Raw genomic sequence first — 16,319 nt, 5'->3', positions numbered from 1 at the left:
GTGCCCGGTTGATGGATCTACCGGGTACTCTGCGTAGCCAGGTATTGATCGGTAGGCGTTTTGATTCCACACACAAAAAAAGGCGCTACCAAGAGCGCCTTTTTTGTTACCGCTGACTTACTGCAAACTAACCTGACGCAGTTCGGGCTCTTTCCCGCTGCCAATCGTGATGCGCTTGGGCTTGGCCTCTTCAGGAACCACGCGCAGCAAGTCGATGCTTAACAGCCCGTTGTTCATCGAAGCACCGCGCACCTCGATATGATCTGCCAGCCGGAACGACAGCCGAAATGCTCGTTGCGCGATGCCCTGGTGCAGATAAGTGACTGCTTTCTCGGTTTCACGCTTGTCGCCAACGACTGTCAAAACGCCCTTCTCGACCTGAATATCCAGATCCGCTTCAGTAAGCCCAGCGACAGCAATGACAATGCGATATTCGTCATCACCGTGCTTTTCCACATTGTGAGGCGGATAAGTGTTCGGAGCCTCGCTGCGAAGCGCCGACTCGAACAGGTCATTGAAGCGATCGAAGCCCACGGATTGACGGAACAAAGGGGCCAAGGAAAGGGTAGTAGCCATCTCAAAATCTCCTGATTAAATCCAAGTGATTAAGTGCGCGACCCGCATTCGGCGTCGCGTGATAAAAATTTATGTTCGCCGGGAAAATTTTCAAGAGGGCAGATAAAAATTTTTACATTTGAGTACCAGCCGGGAACGGCTTGCTCGGTTGGATAGACAGGCCGCCCTCAGGCTGCGATGCGTAGTCAGCCCATCTTTCTCTTGAGTGCTTGCCTGGGTCGGGTTCAGCAAGCGGTGGCTTCGTGGAACTCTCTGGCATGTTCGCCATTACTCGCGGCATGTCTTAAAATATCCGGTTGCCGAAGAACCGCCATGACATATCCATGAAGGGCTTCAATCCTTTACAAATAAGTGTGGTCAAGATGAACAAGCCTTTCATTTCGCTGTGCCCTGAAATTACGCGGGCGCACGCGCTGACGTTGGTGGATTGGTTAGAGGATGAACGCATCACCTGCTATCTGAGCGATTCGCGTCATGTCTCCCGCTCCATTGAGCAAGTCATTGATCGGACTCAGTTGCCGATCCTGACTCATCTATTCAACCAGGGCGGCAGATTCTTTATGGCCTATGACCGGCATGACGCTCCGGTGGGCTTTGTCCGTCTCATCAAGACCGGCTCAAATTGCGAGATTGTCCTGGTCATCGGAGACAGCGACAAATGGGGCCGAAATCTGGGCGCCAGCACGATCCGCGAAGGCATGAAACTGGCTTTCCTCGACATGCGGGCCGAGAAGCTCATCGCCAAGATTCACCCGGACAACTCGCGCTCGCTGAAAGCCTTTCTGCGCAGCGGCTTTATGCTGGAGAGCGAAACGCCGACATTGACGTCATTTTCCATGACGGCGGCAAGCTATTTCCAGTTCTTGCGCGAAGGCGCCGGTGGCGACTCCACCAGGATCTACATCACTGAAATCGACAAGGCCAGGCTCGAGGATCTGATCGCGTTCGAGCAAGGCCCGGCGGTTGTTGAACTCGAACATGAGCTTGAGCGGGCCATTGTCGTCAAGCCGCAGCAGGTGGCGTGCAATGTCATCACGATGAACTCCAGGGCCTTGCTGCAACTGGACGATGAAGAGTTCGAAGTGGCCTTGGTCTACCCTGAAGACGCGGACAGCAACGCAGCAAAGCATTCCGTGTATTCCGACATAGGCACCGCCATCCTTGGCTATCAGGAGGGAGACGCCATCGACTGGCGAATTGCTGACCGGACCCGCCGGATTGAGATCAAGAAAGTGCTTTACCAGCCGGAGGCTGCGGGCGACTTCCACCTGTAATTGCGCCTTTTCTCAGTCACGAATCACGCCAGCCGGCGCGCCCGGCTTGGGTGCCTGACTTCTCCAGCGTGAACTGATAACCGAGACGGTTATCGGCGCGTGGGTGAGATCGTGAACCCTACCCGTTGACGCCCACTTTTTGCAGAGTTGCGGAAACTGCCTGAAATGGTGCGGAAACGATTGGAGGTGTATTCCTGAACCCCAGAAACGCAAAAGCCCCGCAATAGCGGGGCTCTTGAGTAAATCTTGGCGGGAAACCAGGGATTCGAACCCTGGAGACGCTATTAACGTCCGCCGGTTTTCAAGACCGGTGCATTCAACCACTCTGCCAATTTCCCTTGTGCAACACAGGATTAGCGTAGCTCATCCTGCCTCAGCGGGCGCCATAATACCCGAATGAAACACACTGTCAAACTCTCGCCATAGCTTGTTACAGAGCGTCTGTTATGATCCTTGCGACTGAATGTTTCAAAACTGAAGGAGTGTCGCCATGCGCGAACAAAATTACGCAGTGAATGGAAACGCGCAGGCTGAGCAGCTAGAAGTTAGCCGCGTCCTGCGCAATACGTACGGCTTGCTCGCTCTCACCCTCGCGTTCAGCGGCGTGATGGCCTTCGTAGCCCAGCAAATGCGCGTCGGCTACCCGAATATCTTCGTCGTGCTGATCGGCTTCTACGGTCTGTTCTTCCTGACCAACAAGCTGCGCGACTCGGCCTGGGGCCTGGTGTCGGCGTTTGCCCTGACCGGTTTCATGGGCTTTATCCTCGGCCCGATCCTTAACCGTTACCTCGGCATGGCCGGCGGCGCGGAAGTGGTCAGCTCGGCATTTGCCATGACTGCCCTGGTATTTGGCGGCCTGTCGGCCTACGTGCTGATTTCCCGCAAGGACATGAGTTTCCTGGGTGGTTTCATCACCGCCGGTTTCTTCGTGTTGCTGGCTGCGGTACTGGCAGGCATGTTCTTCCAGATCAGCGGCCTGCAACTGGCGATCAGCGCAGGTTTCGTGCTGTTCTCCTCGGCCTGCATCCTGTTCCAGACCAGCGCAATCATCCAGGGTGGCGAGCGTAACTACATCATGGCCACCATCAGCCTGTATGTATCGATCTACAACCTGTTTATCAGCCTGTTGCAGATCTTCGGCATCATGGGCCGCGACGACTGATCGCAGCCGCATGCAAAAAGCCCGCTTCGGCGGGCTTTTTGTTGCCTGCGGCTTTATCATTGCCACAGGTTTTGCCTTCAGAGTGTTCCATGAAGTTCGCGATTGCGCTTTTTTCCGCCGCCCATGCGCCCTCCTCGCGCCGTGCCTTGCTGTTCGCCCAGGCGGCGCTGGCGGGTGGGCATGAGATTGTGCGGCTGTTTTTTTATCAGGATGGCGTCTACAGCGCGTCCACTAACATTGTTGCGCCGCAGGATGAGCAGGATATCGCCCGTCAGTGGCGCGAGTTTGTCAGCGAGCATCAGCTCGATGGCGTGGTGTGCATCGCCGCGGCCCTGCGCCGTGGCGTGCTGAATGCCGAAGAGGCCACCCGTTATCAGCGCAGCGCGGTGAACCTGGACGCGCCTTGGGCATTGTCCGGGCTTGGGCAGTTGCATGACGCCGCCCAGTCCGCTGACCGCTTGATCTGCTTCGGAGGGCCGTGACATGTCGAAATCCTTGCTGGTGATCAGCCGACAGGCGCCGTGGTCCGGCCCCGGCGCCCGTGAAGCGCTGGATATCGTATTGGCTGGCGGCGCGTTTGATTTGCCGATTGGCCTGTTGTTTCTGGATGACGGCGTGTTTCAACTGGCCGCGAGCCAGGACGCCAGGGCCGTGCAACAGAAAGACCTGAGCGCCAACCTCCAGGCCCTGGAATTATTTGGCGTCGAAGAGGTGTTTGCCTGCAGCCATAGCCTCGCCGTGCGCGGGCTGGCCACCTCCGGCAACGCACAGCCGCTGAGCAGTGAACAAATTTCACAGATGATTGACCGTTACGACCAGGTGATTACCCTCTGATGTCGACCTTGCATGTGGTATCCCACTCGCCTTTTACCGACAGCCGGCTGGACAGCTGCCTGCGCCTCTGTGGCACCCAGGATGCGATCCTGCTGTGCGGCGACGGCGCCTACGCCCTGCAACCCGCCAGCGCGCCTTGCCAGGCCCTGCAGGCCAGGGGCGTGAAAGTGTTTGTACTGGCCGAAGACAGCCAGGCGCGTAACCTCGCCGTGCCTGAATGGGCCGGCAGTGTCGATTACCCGGCGTTCGTCCAGCTGTCGATCGACTATGACAAGGTCAACACCTGGCTATGAACACTTTGACCGTAGGTGAACGCACCCTCGAACTGGACAAGGACGGCTACCTCGTCGACCTGACCGAGTGGTCCAGCGACGTGGCCAACGCCCTCGCCACTACCGAAGCGCTGGAGCTGACCCCGGAACACTGGGAAATCCTCGAACTGCTGCGCGGCTTTTACGACGAATTCCAGCTGTCGCCCGCCACCCGCCCGCTGATCAAGTACACCGCCTTGAAGCTGGGCCCGGAAAAGGGCAACAGCCTGCACCTCAACCGACTGTTCAAAGGCACTCCCGCCAAACTCGCCGCCAAGCTGGCGGGCCTGCCCAGGCCGACGAATTGCTTATGACTGATTTTGCCCCGTTGATCACTGAAACCCCTGCCGAGCATCCGTTCGCGCCGTTCGTGCGCATCCTCGGCAAAGGCAAGCGCGGCGCCCGCAACCTCACCCGTGAGGAAGCCCGGGAAGCCATGGGCATGTTGCTGGACGAGAAGGTCGAAGACACCCAGCTCGGCGCCTTCCTCATGCTGCTGCGGCACAAGGAAGAAAGCCCGGAAGAACTCGCAGGCTTCACCGAAGCCGTGCGCGAGCGCCTGAATGCACCGTCGCTCAATGTGGATGTCGACTGGCCGACCTACGCCGGTAAAAAACGCCACCTGCCGTGGTACCTGCTGGCAGCCAAGTGCCTGGCACAGAACGGCGTGCGTATCCTGATGCACGGCGGCGGCGCGCATACGGCAGGCCGGCTCTACACCGAGCAGTTGCTGGATGGCTTGCAGATTCCGTTGTGCCGCAATTGGCAACAGGTGGAAGCGGCCCTTGAACAGGGCAACCTGGCGTTTATTCCCCTGGGGGACTGGGCGCCGCAACTGCAGCGCATGATCGACCTGCGCAACACCCTGGGCCTGCGCTCGCCGATCCATTCACTGGCGCGCATCCTCAACCCGTTGAGCGCCCGCTGCGGCCTGCAAAGCATCTTCCACCCGGGCTACCAGGGCGTACACCGCGATGCCAGCGGCCTGCTTGGCGACAACAGCATCGTGATCAAGGGCGACGGCGGCGAGATCGAGATCAACCCGGACACCATCAGCCACCTGTACGGCACTACCGGCGGCGAAAGCTGGGATGAAGAGTGGCCCGCCCTCTCCGCCCAGCGCCACGTCAAGCCTGCGGCCCTGGAGCCCGAGCATTTGAAGGCGCTATGGCGCGGTGAGGTGCAGGACAGCTACCCGCAACTGGCACTGATCGCCACCATGGCCCTGGCCTTGCGCGGCCTCGGCCACCCGCGGGAACAGGCGTTCGAACTGGCCCAACAGTACTGGGATGCCCGGGACAAATCGATTTAGTCGATCATTAACCCCCAGCCTTTGCGCTTTTTGTTCGAACTCAGACCTTTAGACTGCACTCCAACGCTTATTAGCCAAGGAGTCAGTCATGGGTTTGCTGATCGAAGGACGCTGGCATGACCAGTGGTACGAAAGTAGCGCAGACGGCGCCTTCCAACGGGAGCAGGCGCAACGCCGCAACTGGGTGACCGCCGATGGTGAACCCGGCCCGACCGGCGAAGGCGGTTTCGCGGCTGAAGCCGGTCGCTACCATTTATACGTATCCCTCGCCTGCCCCTGGGCGCACCGCACATTGATCCTGCGCAAGCTCAAAGGCCTGGAGAGCTTGATCGATGTATCCGTGGTCAGTTGGCTGATGCTGGAAAACGGCTGGACCTTCGACAAGGCCCATGGCTCCAGCGGCGACAAGCTTGACGACTTCACCTTCATGCACCAACGCTACACCGCCGACACCGCCAGCTACACCGGGCGGGTCACGGTGCCGGTGTTGTGGGACAAGAAGCGCAAGCGGATTGTCAGCAATGAGTCGGCGGAGATTATTCGCATGTTCAACAGTGCGTTTAATGAACTGACCGGAAATCAACTGGATTTCTATCCCGAAGCCCAGCGCTCGACCATTGATGCACTGAACGATCGAATCTATCCCGCCGTGAACAACGGTGTGTACCGCGCAGGCTTTGCCACGTCACAAAAGGCTTATGAGGCCGCATTTGATGATGTGTTTGCCGAACTGGATCACCTTGAGCAGCACTTGGGTGAGCATCGTTACCTGGCGGGAGAATACCTGACTGAAGCCGATGTAAGGCTTTTCACCACGGCGATCCGGTTTGATGCGGTGTACTACAGCCACTTCAAATGCAACCTGCGGCGAATTGCGGATTATCCGAACCTGTCGAACTGGCTAAGGGAGTTGTATCAGTGGCCGGGGATTGCCGAGACGGTGGATTTTGCTCACATCAAGGGGCATTACCACGCCAGTCACCGCACGATTAATCCGACGGGGATTGTGCCGAAGGGGCCGTTGCAGACGTTTGAGGCGGAGCATGACCGGGAGCGGTTGAGCGGGAAAGGGATTTGGAGTTGATCCAAGCCCTGTAGGAGCAAGCTTGCTCGCGAAGGTCGTCAACGATAACGCGCTCATGCTGAATGAACGCGGTGACCTTGAGTTTTTCGCGAGCAAGCTCGCTCCTACAGTTGAACATCTGTCGCGGTTATCAGACTTGCGACTGAGCGCCTTCAAACCACTTCAGCTTCTCACGCAACTGCACCACTTCTCCCACAATCACCAGTGTCGGCGCATGAACCTCATGTTCCGCCACCATGCGTGGCAGGTCAGCCAGGGTGCCGGTAAACACCCGCTGGTTGGACGTGGTGCCCTGCTGGATCAACGCCGCCGGCGTATCCGCCGAACGACCATGCTTGATCAGCTGTTCGCAGATGATCGGCAACCCGATCAAGCCCATGTAGAACACCAGGGTCTGCGAAGGGCCCACCAGGTCACTCCACGGCAGGTCCGAAGTCCCGTCCTTCAAGTGCCCGGTAATGAAGCGAACCGATTGCGCATAGTCGCGGTGGGTCAGCGGAATACCGGCATACGCCGCGCAACCACTGGCCGCGGTAATACCCGGCACCACCTGGAACGGGATGCCATGGGCCGCCAGCTCTTCGATCTCTTCACCGCCACGCCCAAAGATGAACGGATCGCCACCCTTGAGCCGCAGCACGCGCTTGCCTTGCTTGGCCAGGTCCACCAGTTGCTGGTTGATCTGGTCCTGCGGCACCGCATGGTCTGCGCGCCGCTTGCCGACATACACCCGCTCGGCATCGCGACGGCACAATTCAAGAATCGCCGGCGCCACCAGGCGGTCGTACAGCACCACGTCGGCCTGTTGCATCAAGCGCAAGGCGCGGAACGTCAGCAGGTCCGGATCACCCGGGCCTGCGCCCACCAGGTAGACTTCGCCCGGTGCGTGCGGCGGCGCGCCGTTGATTTTCTCCACCAGCAGACGCTCGGCTTCATCGCCCTGCCCGGCCAGTTGCCGATCAGCAATCGGGCCTTGGAAGACGTCTTCCCAGAACGCGCGACGTTGCTGCACATCCGGGAACAAGCCTTTGACCTGGCTGCGAAACCGCGCCGCCAACCCGGCCAACTGGCCATAAGTCGACGGAATCCAGGTTTCCAGCTTGGCGCGGATCAAGCGTGCCAGCACCGGCGCATCGCCGCCGCTGGACACTGCGATCACCAACGGCGAACGGTCGACAATCGCCGGGAAGATCACGCTGCACAAGGCCGGCGCATCCACCACATTGACCGGTACGCAACGACGCCGGGCATCGCTGGACACTTGCGCGTTCAGCGGCTCGTCGTCGGTCGCCGCGATGATCAGGGTGCAACCGTCGAGGTCGGCCTCCTGATAACCACGCAAAATCAGTTCACCGCCACTGCCCTGCACCAGTTCACGCAACTGGTCTTCAATCTGGGGAGCAACCACCCGCAACAACGCGCCGGCGTCGGCCAGCAGCCGGGATTTGCGCAAGGCAATCTCCCCGCCACCGACGACCAACACACGACTGCCGCGCAGGTTATGAAACAGCGGCAGAAATTCCATTTAGCCGATGACCTCAACGCCCGCCATGTACGGCTTGAGCACTTCAGGCACGCGGATCGAACCGTCAGCCTGCTGGTAGTTTTCCAGCACGGCCACCAGGGTACGGCCTACTGCCAGGCCCGAACCGTTGAGGGTGTGGACCAGCTCGGGCTTGCCGGTTTCCGGGTTACGGAAACGCGCCTGCATGCGACGGGCCTGGAAATCACCGCAGTTGGAGCACGACGAAATCTCGCGGTATTTGTCCTGGCTCGGCACCCACACTTCCAGGTCGTAAGTCTTCACGGCACTGAAACCCATGTCGCCGGTGCACAGCGCCAGAACGCGGTACGGCAACTCCAGCAGTTGCAGGACGCGTTCGGCGTTGGCGGTCAGGCCTTCCAGCGCTTCCATGGAAGTCGACGGCTCGACAACCTGCACCATCTCGACCTTGTCGAACTGGTGCTGGCGAATCATGCCGCGGGTGTCGCGGCCCGATGCACCGGCTTCGCTGCGAAAGCATGGCGAGTGGGCGACAAACTTGATCGGCAACTGCTTGGCGTCGAGGATTTCCCCGGCCACGATATTGGTCAGCGATACTTCGGCGGTCGGGATCAGGTACAAGTCGGCTTCGCCATCGCGGCTGATCTTGAACAGGTCTTCCTCGAATTTCGGCAGCTGGCTGGTGCCCATCAGCGCCGGAGCCTGGACCAGGTACGGGGTGTAAGCCTCTTCGTAGCCGTGCTCGCCGGTGTGCAGGTTGATCATGAACTGCGCCAGGGCGCGGTGCATGCGTGCAATCGGGCCACGCAGCAAGGCAAAGCGCGCGCCGGACATTTTGGCCGCCGTTTCGAAGTCCAGGCCACCGGTCAGTTCGCCCAGGGCGACGTGGTCCTTGATCTCGAAATCGAAGGCTTTTGGCGTGCCCCAGCGACGGACTTCGACGTTGCCGTCTTCGTCTTCGCCGATCGGCACGGATTCGTGCGGCAGGTTCGGGATGCCCAGCAGGATCGAGTCCAGTTCGGTCTGGATAACGTCCAGCTCGACTTTGCCGGAAGCCAACTCGCCAGCCATACGCTCGACGTCCGCCATCAACGGCGCGATGTCTTCGCCGCGCTGCTTGGCCTGACCGATGGATTTGGAACGCGCATTACGCTCAGCCTGCAGTGCTTCGGTGCGGGTCTGGACGGTCTTGCGCTGTTCTTCCAGCGCTTCGATGCGCGCAACATCCAAGGCAAAGCCACGGGATGCCAGGCGGTCCGCTACGTCCTGAAGGTTGCTACGTAACAGTTTGGAATCGAGCATGTCGGTCTCTCGTTTATCAAAGTTTGGTCAAGGACAGGCCAGCCCAGGTGGCGAGCAGCCCGCCGAACACGCTGACGGCCAGGTACCCGAAGGCGACCGGTGCCTGCCCGCTTTCCAGCAGGCGTAGCGTGTCCAGTGAAAAGGATGAAAAGGTCGTCAGACCGCCTACAAAACCGACAATCAAGCCGGCACGAATCTCAATCGGCACTTCCGGGCGAAGCAGAAACCACCCGTACAACAAGCCGATGATCAAACAGCCCACCAGGTTGACCGCCAGGGTCGCCGCATAAAAATGCTTCGGCCAATTGGCGCTGACCCACGTGCTGGTGGCGAAACGCAATAATGTACCAGCGATGCCGGCCACGGACACGGCAAGAATCGTTCTGAGCACTACTTTCTCCGCTGTTTCGGACTGAGCCGGTCAAGTTGGGCAAGGTGATTGAGCTTTTCGCCGATCTTCAGCTCCAGGCCGCGGGGCACCGGCTGGTAGAACGGCTGCGGCTCAAGGTCATCCGGGAAGTAATCTTCGCCAGCCGCATAGGCGTCCGGCTCATCGTGGGCGTAGCGGTATTCATCGCCGTAGCCGAGTTGCTTCATTAGCTTGGTCGGCGCATTGCGCAGGTGCAGCGGCACTTCCAGGGAACCATGCTCGGCGGCAGCACGCAGGGCGGACTTGAAGCCCATGTACACCGCGTTGCTCTTCGGTGCGCAGGCCAGATAGGTGATGGCCTGGGCCACCGCCAACTCGCCTTCCGGGCTGCCCAGGCGTTCCTGCACTTCCCAGGCGGCCAGGCACAGGCTCAGCGCACGCGGGTCGGCATTGCCGATATCTTCGCTGGCCATGCGCACCACGCGCCGGGCGAGGTACAACGGGTCGCAACCGCCGTCGATCATCCGCGCAAACCAGTACAGCGCGCCGTCGGGGTTGGAGCCGCGCACAGATTTGTGCAGCGCGGAAATCTGGTCGTAGAACGCTTCGCCGCCCTTGTCGAAACGCCGGCGGGTGTCGCCCAACAGGCTCTGCAGCAAGTCGACGCCGATTTCGCTGCCATCCTCGGCCAGGTCGGAAGCGTTTTCCAGCAGATTGAGAAAACGTCGACCGTCGCCATCCGCAGCAGTCAGCAGGATCTTGAAGCCTTCCTCACTGACACTCAACTGGCGCTTGCCCAGGCCCTTGTCTTCGTTCAGCGCACGCTGCAAGAGCTTCTGCATCGCGGCTTCGTCGAGGCTCTTGAGCACATAGACGCGCGCCCGGGACAGCAAGGCATTGTTCAGTTCAAAAGACGGGTTTTCGGTGGTGGCACCAATGAAGATCAGCGTGCCGTCTTCGACATACGGCAAGAACGCATCCTGCTGCGACTTGTTGAAGCGATGCACTTCGTCGACGAACAGGATGGTGCGCTTGCCGTACTGCCCTGCCTGCTGCTTGGCGACTTCCACCGCCTGGCGGATCTCCTTGACCCCGGCCAGCACCGCCGAGACCGTCTCAAAGTGTGCATCCGAGACTTTTGCCAGGAGCCGCGCCAGGGTGGTTTTACCCACGCCCGGCGGCCCCCAGAAAATCATCGAGTGCAGCGCACCCTGCTCAAGGGCCTCGCGCAAAGGCTTGCCGCGGGCGAGCAGGTGTTCCTGCCCGACGTACTCGTCCAGGTTGGTCGAGCGCAGGCGCGCCGCCAGAGGCTGAGCAATCGGGTCACTTCGAAACAGGTCCATGGGCAGCGTTTGAAACCTCTGGGCAGTTTATTCCTGAATCACGTCGGCACCCTTCGGGATGTCGAACTTGAACTTGGATGCCGGTACCGGCTGGTTGGCCTTGACCCCGGAGAACAGGATATCGGTGCGCTGGCCGACGCTGTCAATCAGACGCATGTTGTTGATCACGCCGTTGCCAAACGACAGGGACAGCGTGTCAAAGAGCGTGTCCTTGGATTTCGGCTTAAGGGTGAATTCAATCACGTTGCTGGTCTGCTTGGAGGTAATGTCGAAGCTGTCGTTGATCTTCGACACATCGCCCGACAGCAACAGCGCTGGCGTCTGGTTCAGGCGCGGGTCGAGCTTCTTGATGGTCGCCTGCTCCAGGTCCGGGTCCCACAGGGTGACTTTTTGGCCGTCAGAGACGATGGTCTGCTCGGCCTTGCCTTCTGTGTGCCAGTAGAACAGCCCTGGGCGCTGCACAGCCATCTCGCCGGCGGTTTCCTGCAACTGGGTGCCACCGGCATCCAGCGTGAGCTGGGAGAAGCGCGCGGTCAGGGTCTGGGATTTGTCCAACAGGTTTTTCAGGCTGGCGACGGAAGCCGGGTCAGCATGAGCCGAAACAGCAGTCAGGGCCAATGCAGGCAACAACAGCATGCGGATAAGACGCATGGGAGTCCTCTTAGATTCGGTTGCAAGGCGTGCCGCGTGTTGCCACGCGGCACGTAATCAGTCACGCATCTGCGCTGGCGCAATCACTTCGCGCGAGCCGTTGGTGTTCATCGAGGTGACCACGCCGGCCATTTCCATGGCTTCGATCATGCGGGCAGCGCGGTTGTAGCCAATCTTCAGCTTGCGCTGTACGGCGGAGATCGAGGCGCGGCGGCTTTCAAGCACGAACTGCACCGCTTCGTCGTAGAGCGCATCGGTCTCGGCATCATCGTCGCCACCGCCGCTGCCACCGTCGAAGCCGCTGCCGGCCTCTTCGACGCCGGCGAGGATGTCGTCGTTGTATTCCGGGGCGCCACGCAGTTTCCAGGCTTCCACCACACGGTGCACCTCATCGTCGGAGACGAACGCGCCGTGGACACGGATCGGCAAACTGGTGCCCGGCGGCATGTAGAGCATGTCACCGTGGCCCAGCAGTTGCTCGGCGCCGCCCTGGTCGATGATGGTCCGGGAATCGATCTTGCTCGACACCTGGAACGCCATGCGGGTCGGGATGTTGGCCTTGATCAGGCCGGTGATCACGTCCACCGACGGACGCTGGGTCGCGAGGATCAAGTGGATCCCGGCGGCCCGCGCCTTCTGGGCGATACGGGCGATCAGCTCTTCGACCTTCTTGCCGACGATCATCATCATGTCGGCAAATTCGTCGACCACCACCACGATGGTCGGCAATTTGGTCAGCAGCGGCGCTTCGTCGTGGATGCTTTCGCGCTTGTACAACGGGTCGGTCAGCGGCGTGCCGGCGTCCTGGGCTTCCTTGACCTTGGCGTTGAAGCCCGACAGGTTACGCACGCCCATCTTCGCCATCAGCTTGTAGCGCCGTTCCATCTCGGCAACGCTCCAGCGCAGGGCGTTGGCCGCATCCTTCATGTCGGTCACCACCGGGCACAACAGGTGTGGAATGCCTTCGTAGATCGACAGCTCAAGCATTTTCGGGTCGATCATGATCAGCTTGGCGTCATCCGGGCCCGACTTGAACAGGATCGACAGGATCATCGCGTTCACACCCACCGACTTACCGGAACCGGTGGTACCGGCAACCAGCAAGTGAGGCATTTTCGCCAGGTCGGTGATCACCGGCTTGCCGCCGATGTCGTGGCCCAGGGCCAGGGTGACCGGCGACTTGAAGTTGTCGTATTCCGGGGTCGACAGCACTTCGGAGAAGCGCACGATCTGCCGGTCTTCGTTGGGAATCTCGATACCGACGGTGGTCTTGCCCGGAATCACTTCCACCACCCGCACGCTGGTCACGGCCAGCGAACGCGCCAGATCCTTGGCCAGGTTGGAAATGCGGCTGACCTTGACGCCGGCAGCCGGCTGGATTTCGTAGCGGGTAATCACCGGGCCCGGGTGGATCGAATCCACCGAGACTTCGACGCCGAATTCCTTGAGCTTGATTTCCAGCAGGTGGCCGACGGCCGCCAGGGACTCAGGGGAGTAATTGAGCTGTTTCTTTTCCGCAGGATCAAGAATCGAGATCGGCGGCAAGGTGCCTTCCACGGCGCTGTCGACAAACAACGGCGCCTGTTTCTCTTTCTGCACGCGGTGGCTCGGCTCGGGGGCCTTCGGCGGCGCAGGGGCAATCACCGGCGGCACTTGCTTCTCGCGGTCCGACATGTGCTTGGTCAGGGCCTGCTCGCGTTCGATCAGGCGTTCCTTGACCTTGGCCTGCTCACGCCGGTCCGGCGTGCTCGGGGCCACCACCTCGTTGACGCGGGTATCCACCTCGCGCAGTTGCGCAACCATGCGTTTGCGGTCCACCCGGGCCGACCACCAGCGATTGGCGGCGCCCTGGAACAGTTCGAGCAGGTCGAGGGTGATCTTGCCGGTCACGTCCATGACCTTGAACCAGGACAGGTCGGTAAACACGGTGAGGCCGAACAGGAACAGCGCGATGAACATCAGGGTGCTGCCCTGGATGTTCAGGGTCCTGCGGGCCAGGTCGCCGAGGCTTTCGCCCAGAGCGCCGCCGGCACCGGCCGGCAGACCGGTAGGTGCATGGAAATGGATATGGGCCAGGGCCGCGCCGGACAACACCAGGAACACCAGGCCGATCAGGCGCCAGGAGAACAGCCAGCCGCTCCATTGCCACGGCTCGTGACGCTGGCGGAAAATCTGCCAGGTCTTGATGGCCAGCAGCAACGGGAAGATGTAAGCGAAGTAACCCAGCACCATGAACAGGATGTCGGCGCTGTAGGAACCGGCCGGACCACCGAAGTTCTGCACGTCTTCGATCTTGCTGTTGTGGCTCCAGCCTGGATCGTCCTTGCCATAGGTGAGCAAGGCCATCATCAGGAACAGGCACAGCGCGCCGATGGCGATCAGTGCACCTTCCTTGAGTCGGTAGTGCAGGTGCTGGCGCCAGGCGGGCACGACTGCGGCTTTAGGTGTTGCGGCGGATTTCTTCAAAACGGGTCTTTTCCTGCGCCTTTAGCGCGTCCATCTGTTGAATGACTGCAAAACACTGCCCAATCCGGGCAGGTAAAAAATGAACGAGTGCCAGTGGAGCTACTTTTAACACCCTGCTACTGATTCATGAAACGGCGATAACGCCCCAATGGCCGCATTGTACGGGTTTGTGTGCGCGATGCCACGCACTTGGCCCTACGTTACACAGCATAGCCAATGTTCAATTTCATAACGTTCAATTTGAGCATGCATTGTCTTTACTGACAAAGGCTTATGAGCTGTTTTTGCCAATCCAGGCTAGCTTGCCGACCGACGTACGCGATTACGACCACGCCCCCGGCATAGAGTTGCAGAAACACCCGTTCATGCTTATCTGCATCGATCCCATGTTCGGGGTAGCCCCAGAGCGTTTCGTCGACAATAATCACAGCTCTTGCAACGGACAACATCGCCGTTACCGCCCTCCCCTTCCGTAAGCCTGGATGCCATGCTGACCTGGTTACAACGCAACACCCTGACCTTCCCACCGCTGGCCAAGGCCATGCGCGAACCCAATGGCCTGCTCGCTGCCGGTGGCGACCTGTCGGCCGACCGCCTGATCCAGGCCTACCGCCACGGCTGCTTTCCCTGGTTCTCGGAAGGCCAGCCCATCCTCTGGTGGTCGCCCGACCCACGCACCGTACTCTTCCCCGATGAGCTGCACGTTTCCCGCAGCCTCGGCAAATTGTTGCGCCAGCAGCGTTACACAGTGACCTTCGACCAGGACTTCGCTGCGGTCATCCAGGCGTGCGCGGCGCCGCGCAGTTATGCCGATGGCACCTGGATCACCGAAGCCATGCAGAACGCCTACCTGCAACTGCACCAGCGCGGTTATGCGCATTCGGTGGAGGTGTGGGACGCGGGCGAACTGGTGGGCGGCCTGTACGGCCTGGCGATGGGCCAGTTGTTTTTCGGCGAGTCCATGTTCAGTCGCGCCGACAACGCCTCGAAATACGGCTTTGCCACCCTGGTTCGGCAACTACAGGCCTGGGGCTTTGTGCTGATCGACTGCCAGATGCCCACCGATCACCTGCACAGCCTCGGCGCCCGCGCTATTCCCCGCAGCGACTTCGCCAACTACCTGCGCGACCATTTGGACCAAACCAGCTCTGCTCCGTGGGTTTCCTAGGCGACTTCCCCGCACCTGGCTTACACTTATTTCAAAGCTTATCCGAGGGTTGATCATGACCGAGCTGGCGCGTTTGAAGTTTTATGCCACTCAACCCCACTCATGCAGCTATCTGCCCGATGAGCAGGCCACCACGCTGTTCCTCGACCCCAGCCAGCCGATGGACGTGCATGTGTATGCCGATTTGTCGGAAATGGGCTTCCGGCGCAGCGGCGACCACCTTTACCGGCCGCACTGCCAGAACTGCAACGCCTGCGTACCGGCGCGCATCCCGGTGGCGCAGTTCCTTCCGGACCGCAACCAGAAACGCATCCTGAAGCGCAACGCCGACCTGACCGTTACCGCCACCAAACCCGGCTTCAGCGAAGAATATTTCGACCTTTACCAACGCTACATCGAACAGCGCCACGCCGACGGCGACATGTTCCCGCCCAGCCGCGACCAGTTTTCCACCTTCCTGGTGCGCGACCTGCCCTTCTCGCGCTTCTATGAGTTTCGGCTGGAGGGACGACTGGTGGCGGTCGCCGTGACTGACCTGCTGCCCAATGGCCTGTCGGCGGTCTACACCTTTTATGAGCCCGCCGAGGAACGGCGCAGCCTGGGACGCTTTGCGATCCTGTGGCAGATCGGTGAAGCCTTGCGCCTGGAATTGGAGGCGGTGTACCTCGGATACTGGATCAAAAACTGCAAAAAGATGAACTACAAGACCCAATATCGGCCCATTGAGCTGCTAATTAACCAAAGATGGGTCACGTTGAACTAGAACCTCTTGGCTTAAACACCCTTTTTCGGGCACAATGCACGCCGCTTTTGCCTGGCGCAGTTGCACCGGGCCATTCACTGGATACCGAGGGCTTTACTGCATGTCGAAAGAAGACAGCTTCGATTTTGAAGTTAGTTTGTTCGTCTTGTTGGGAAAGAGTTTTTTTCTTGTTGTTTTTGTATTTGGTCTCGTTTTAATT

At 60.0% G+C, this 16,319-nt stretch carries 17 protein-coding genes and 1 tRNA gene; 10 read left to right on the top strand and 8 right to left on the bottom strand.

Annotation, left to right across the window (positions count from 1 at the left end; genetic code table 11):
• Nucleotides 1-117: 117 nt before the first annotated feature.
• Entirely contained in the window at nucleotides 118-576 is a 459-nt protein-coding gene (locus tag ACIOMR_RS28480; protein ID WP_003219642.1) for an Hsp20 family protein, read from the bottom strand.
• A gap of 362 nt (nucleotides 577-938) precedes the next feature.
• On the opposite strand from ACIOMR_RS28480, the gene ACIOMR_RS28475 reads away from it, so the two are divergent.
• Complete coding sequence (locus ACIOMR_RS28475) at nucleotides 939-1,850, top strand: bifunctional GNAT family N-acetyltransferase/nucleoside diphosphate kinase regulator (protein WP_008431545.1); 912 nt, start codon at nucleotides 939-941, stop codon at nucleotides 1,848-1,850.
• Nucleotides 1,851-2,097: 247 nt separating this feature from the next.
• On the opposite strand, the gene ACIOMR_RS28470 is transcribed toward ACIOMR_RS28475, so the two are convergent.
• Nucleotides 2,098-2,188, bottom strand: a tRNA-Ser gene (locus ACIOMR_RS28470).
• 152 nt (nucleotides 2,189-2,340) lie between these two features.
• On the opposite strand from ACIOMR_RS28470, the gene ACIOMR_RS28465 reads away from it, so the two are divergent.
• From ACIOMR_RS28465 to ACIOMR_RS28435, 7 genes are all read left to right on the top strand, one after another.
• Complete coding sequence (locus tag ACIOMR_RS28465; RefSeq protein ID WP_003219636.1) at nucleotides 2,341-3,012, top strand: Bax inhibitor-1/YccA family protein; 672 nt, start codon at nucleotides 2,341-2,343, stop codon at nucleotides 3,010-3,012.
• A gap of 89 nt (nucleotides 3,013-3,101) precedes the next feature.
• Entirely contained in the window at nucleotides 3,102-3,494 is a 393-nt protein-coding gene (gene tusD / locus ACIOMR_RS28460; RefSeq protein ID WP_003219632.1) for a sulfurtransferase complex subunit TusD, read from the top strand.
• A 1-nt stretch (nucleotide 3,495) separates the two neighbouring features.
• Nucleotides 3,496-3,846: a sulfurtransferase complex subunit TusC gene (gene tusC / locus ACIOMR_RS28455; protein WP_102369433.1), complete on the top strand. Its 351-nt coding sequence runs from the start codon at nucleotides 3,496-3,498 to the stop codon at nucleotides 3,844-3,846.
• Nucleotides 3,846-4,139: a sulfurtransferase complex subunit TusB gene (gene tusB, locus ACIOMR_RS28450; RefSeq protein WP_003219628.1), complete on the top strand. Its 294-nt coding sequence runs from the start codon at nucleotides 3,846-3,848 to the stop codon at nucleotides 4,137-4,139. The genes tusC and tusB overlap by 1 nt, the downstream gene beginning before the upstream one ends.
• Nucleotides 4,136-4,471, top strand: a complete 336-nt coding sequence (locus ACIOMR_RS28445; protein WP_087693047.1) for a TusE/DsrC/DsvC family sulfur relay protein — start codon at nucleotides 4,136-4,138, stop codon at nucleotides 4,469-4,471. The genes tusB and ACIOMR_RS28445 overlap by 4 nt, the downstream gene beginning before the upstream one ends.
• Entirely contained in the window at nucleotides 4,468-5,469 is a 1,002-nt protein-coding gene (locus tag ACIOMR_RS28440; RefSeq protein ID WP_102369435.1) for a glycosyl transferase family protein, read from the top strand. Before ACIOMR_RS28445 ends, ACIOMR_RS28440 begins: the two co-directional genes overlap by 4 nt.
• Before the next feature lie 88 nt (nucleotides 5,470-5,557).
• Nucleotides 5,558-6,553, top strand: coding sequence for a glutathione S-transferase family protein (locus tag ACIOMR_RS28435; protein WP_401197705.1), 996 nt, complete (start codon nucleotides 5,558-5,560; stop codon nucleotides 6,551-6,553).
• Between the two features lie 130 nt (nucleotides 6,554-6,683).
• On the opposite strand, the gene cysG is transcribed toward ACIOMR_RS28435, so the two are convergent.
• The 6 genes from cysG to ftsK are packed head-to-tail and all read right to left on the bottom strand — an operon-like array spanning nucleotide 6,684 to nucleotide 14,189.
• The gene (cysG, locus tag ACIOMR_RS28430; RefSeq protein ID WP_087693050.1) at nucleotides 6,684-8,078 is read right to left on the bottom strand and encodes a siroheme synthase CysG; all 1,395 of its coding nucleotides are present in this window, start codon (nucleotides 8,076-8,078) and stop codon (nucleotides 6,684-6,686) included.
• The gene (serS, locus tag ACIOMR_RS28425; RefSeq protein WP_003219618.1) at nucleotides 8,079-9,359 is read right to left on the bottom strand and encodes a serine--tRNA ligase; all 1,281 of its coding nucleotides are present in this window, start codon (nucleotides 9,357-9,359) and stop codon (nucleotides 8,079-8,081) included.
• A gap of 16 nt (nucleotides 9,360-9,375) precedes the next feature.
• On the bottom strand, nucleotides 9,376-9,750 hold the full coding sequence (crcB, locus tag ACIOMR_RS28420) for a fluoride efflux transporter CrcB (protein WP_003219617.1): 375 nt from the start codon (nucleotides 9,748-9,750) through the stop codon (nucleotides 9,376-9,378).
• On the bottom strand, nucleotides 9,750-11,072 hold the full coding sequence (locus ACIOMR_RS28415; protein ID WP_003219616.1) for a replication-associated recombination protein A: 1,323 nt from the start codon (nucleotides 11,070-11,072) through the stop codon (nucleotides 9,750-9,752). Before ACIOMR_RS28415 ends, crcB begins: the two co-directional genes overlap by 1 nt.
• A 27-nt stretch (nucleotides 11,073-11,099) precedes the next feature.
• Complete coding sequence (gene lolA, locus ACIOMR_RS28410; RefSeq protein ID WP_003219615.1) at nucleotides 11,100-11,723, bottom strand: outer membrane lipoprotein chaperone LolA; 624 nt, start codon at nucleotides 11,721-11,723, stop codon at nucleotides 11,100-11,102.
• A gap of 57 nt (nucleotides 11,724-11,780) precedes the next feature.
• The gene (gene ftsK, locus ACIOMR_RS28405) at nucleotides 11,781-14,189 is read right to left on the bottom strand and encodes a DNA translocase FtsK (RefSeq protein WP_003219614.1); all 2,409 of its coding nucleotides are present in this window, start codon (nucleotides 14,187-14,189) and stop codon (nucleotides 11,781-11,783) included.
• A gap of 487 nt (nucleotides 14,190-14,676) precedes the next feature.
• Between ftsK and aat the strand changes: the two genes are divergently transcribed.
• Nucleotides 14,677-15,357 carry a leucyl/phenylalanyl-tRNA--protein transferase gene (aat, locus tag ACIOMR_RS28400; RefSeq protein ID WP_003219611.1) on the top strand — a complete coding sequence of 227 codons (681 nt, stop codon included), beginning with the start codon at nucleotides 14,677-14,679 and terminating at the stop codon, nucleotides 15,355-15,357.
• Nucleotides 15,358-15,412: 55 nt separating this feature from the next.
• The gene (locus tag ACIOMR_RS28395) at nucleotides 15,413-16,120 is read left to right on the top strand and encodes an arginyltransferase (protein WP_003219609.1); all 708 of its coding nucleotides are present in this window, start codon (nucleotides 15,413-15,415) and stop codon (nucleotides 16,118-16,120) included.
• Nucleotides 16,121-16,319 lie beyond the last annotated feature (199 nt).

Source organism: Pseudomonas sp. NPDC087814 (assembly GCF_044742865.1).
In the GTDB taxonomy this organism is placed as follows: Bacteria; Pseudomonadota; Gammaproteobacteria; order Pseudomonadales; family Pseudomonadaceae; genus Aquipseudomonas.
This window is presented reverse-complemented; position numbering and strand designations above follow the sequence as displayed.

Bases quoted from the DNA above. Each gene is read 5' to 3' on its own strand.
- ACIOMR_RS28480 (WP_003219642.1), bottom strand. From the start codon at position 576: ATGGCTACTACCCTTTCCTTGGCCCCTTTGTTCCGTCAATCCGTGGGC.
- ACIOMR_RS28440 (WP_102369435.1), top strand. From the start codon at position 4,468: ATGACTGATTTTGCCCCGTTGATCACTGAAACCCCTGCCGAGCATCCG.
- tusC (WP_102369433.1), top strand. From the start codon at position 3,496: ATGTCGAAATCCTTGCTGGTGATCAGCCGACAGGCGCCGTGGTCCGGC.
- cysG (WP_087693050.1), bottom strand. From the start codon at position 8,078: ATGGAATTTCTGCCGCTGTTTCATAACCTGCGCGGCAGTCGTGTGTTG.
- ACIOMR_RS28475 (WP_008431545.1), top strand. From the start codon at position 939: ATGAACAAGCCTTTCATTTCGCTGTGCCCTGAAATTACGCGGGCGCAC.
- ACIOMR_RS28395 (WP_003219609.1), top strand. From the start codon at position 15,413: ATGACCGAGCTGGCGCGTTTGAAGTTTTATGCCACTCAACCCCACTCA.
- ACIOMR_RS28415 (WP_003219616.1), bottom strand. From the start codon at position 11,072: ATGGACCTGTTTCGAAGTGACCCGATTGCTCAGCCTCTGGCGGCGCGC.
- tusD (WP_003219632.1), top strand. From the start codon at position 3,102: ATGAAGTTCGCGATTGCGCTTTTTTCCGCCGCCCATGCGCCCTCCTCG.
- ACIOMR_RS28465 (WP_003219636.1), top strand. From the start codon at position 2,341: ATGCGCGAACAAAATTACGCAGTGAATGGAAACGCGCAGGCTGAGCAG.
- lolA (WP_003219615.1), bottom strand. From the start codon at position 11,723: ATGCGTCTTATCCGCATGCTGTTGTTGCCTGCATTGGCCCTGACTGCT.
- serS (WP_003219618.1), bottom strand. From the start codon at position 9,359: ATGCTCGATTCCAAACTGTTACGTAGCAACCTTCAGGACGTAGCGGAC.
- ACIOMR_RS28445 (WP_087693047.1), top strand. From the start codon at position 4,136: ATGAACACTTTGACCGTAGGTGAACGCACCCTCGAACTGGACAAGGAC.
- aat (WP_003219611.1), top strand. From the start codon at position 14,677: ATGCTGACCTGGTTACAACGCAACACCCTGACCTTCCCACCGCTGGCC.
- tusB (WP_003219628.1), top strand. From the start codon at position 3,846: ATGTCGACCTTGCATGTGGTATCCCACTCGCCTTTTACCGACAGCCGG.
- ACIOMR_RS28435 (WP_401197705.1), top strand. From the start codon at position 5,558: ATGGGTTTGCTGATCGAAGGACGCTGGCATGACCAGTGGTACGAAAGT.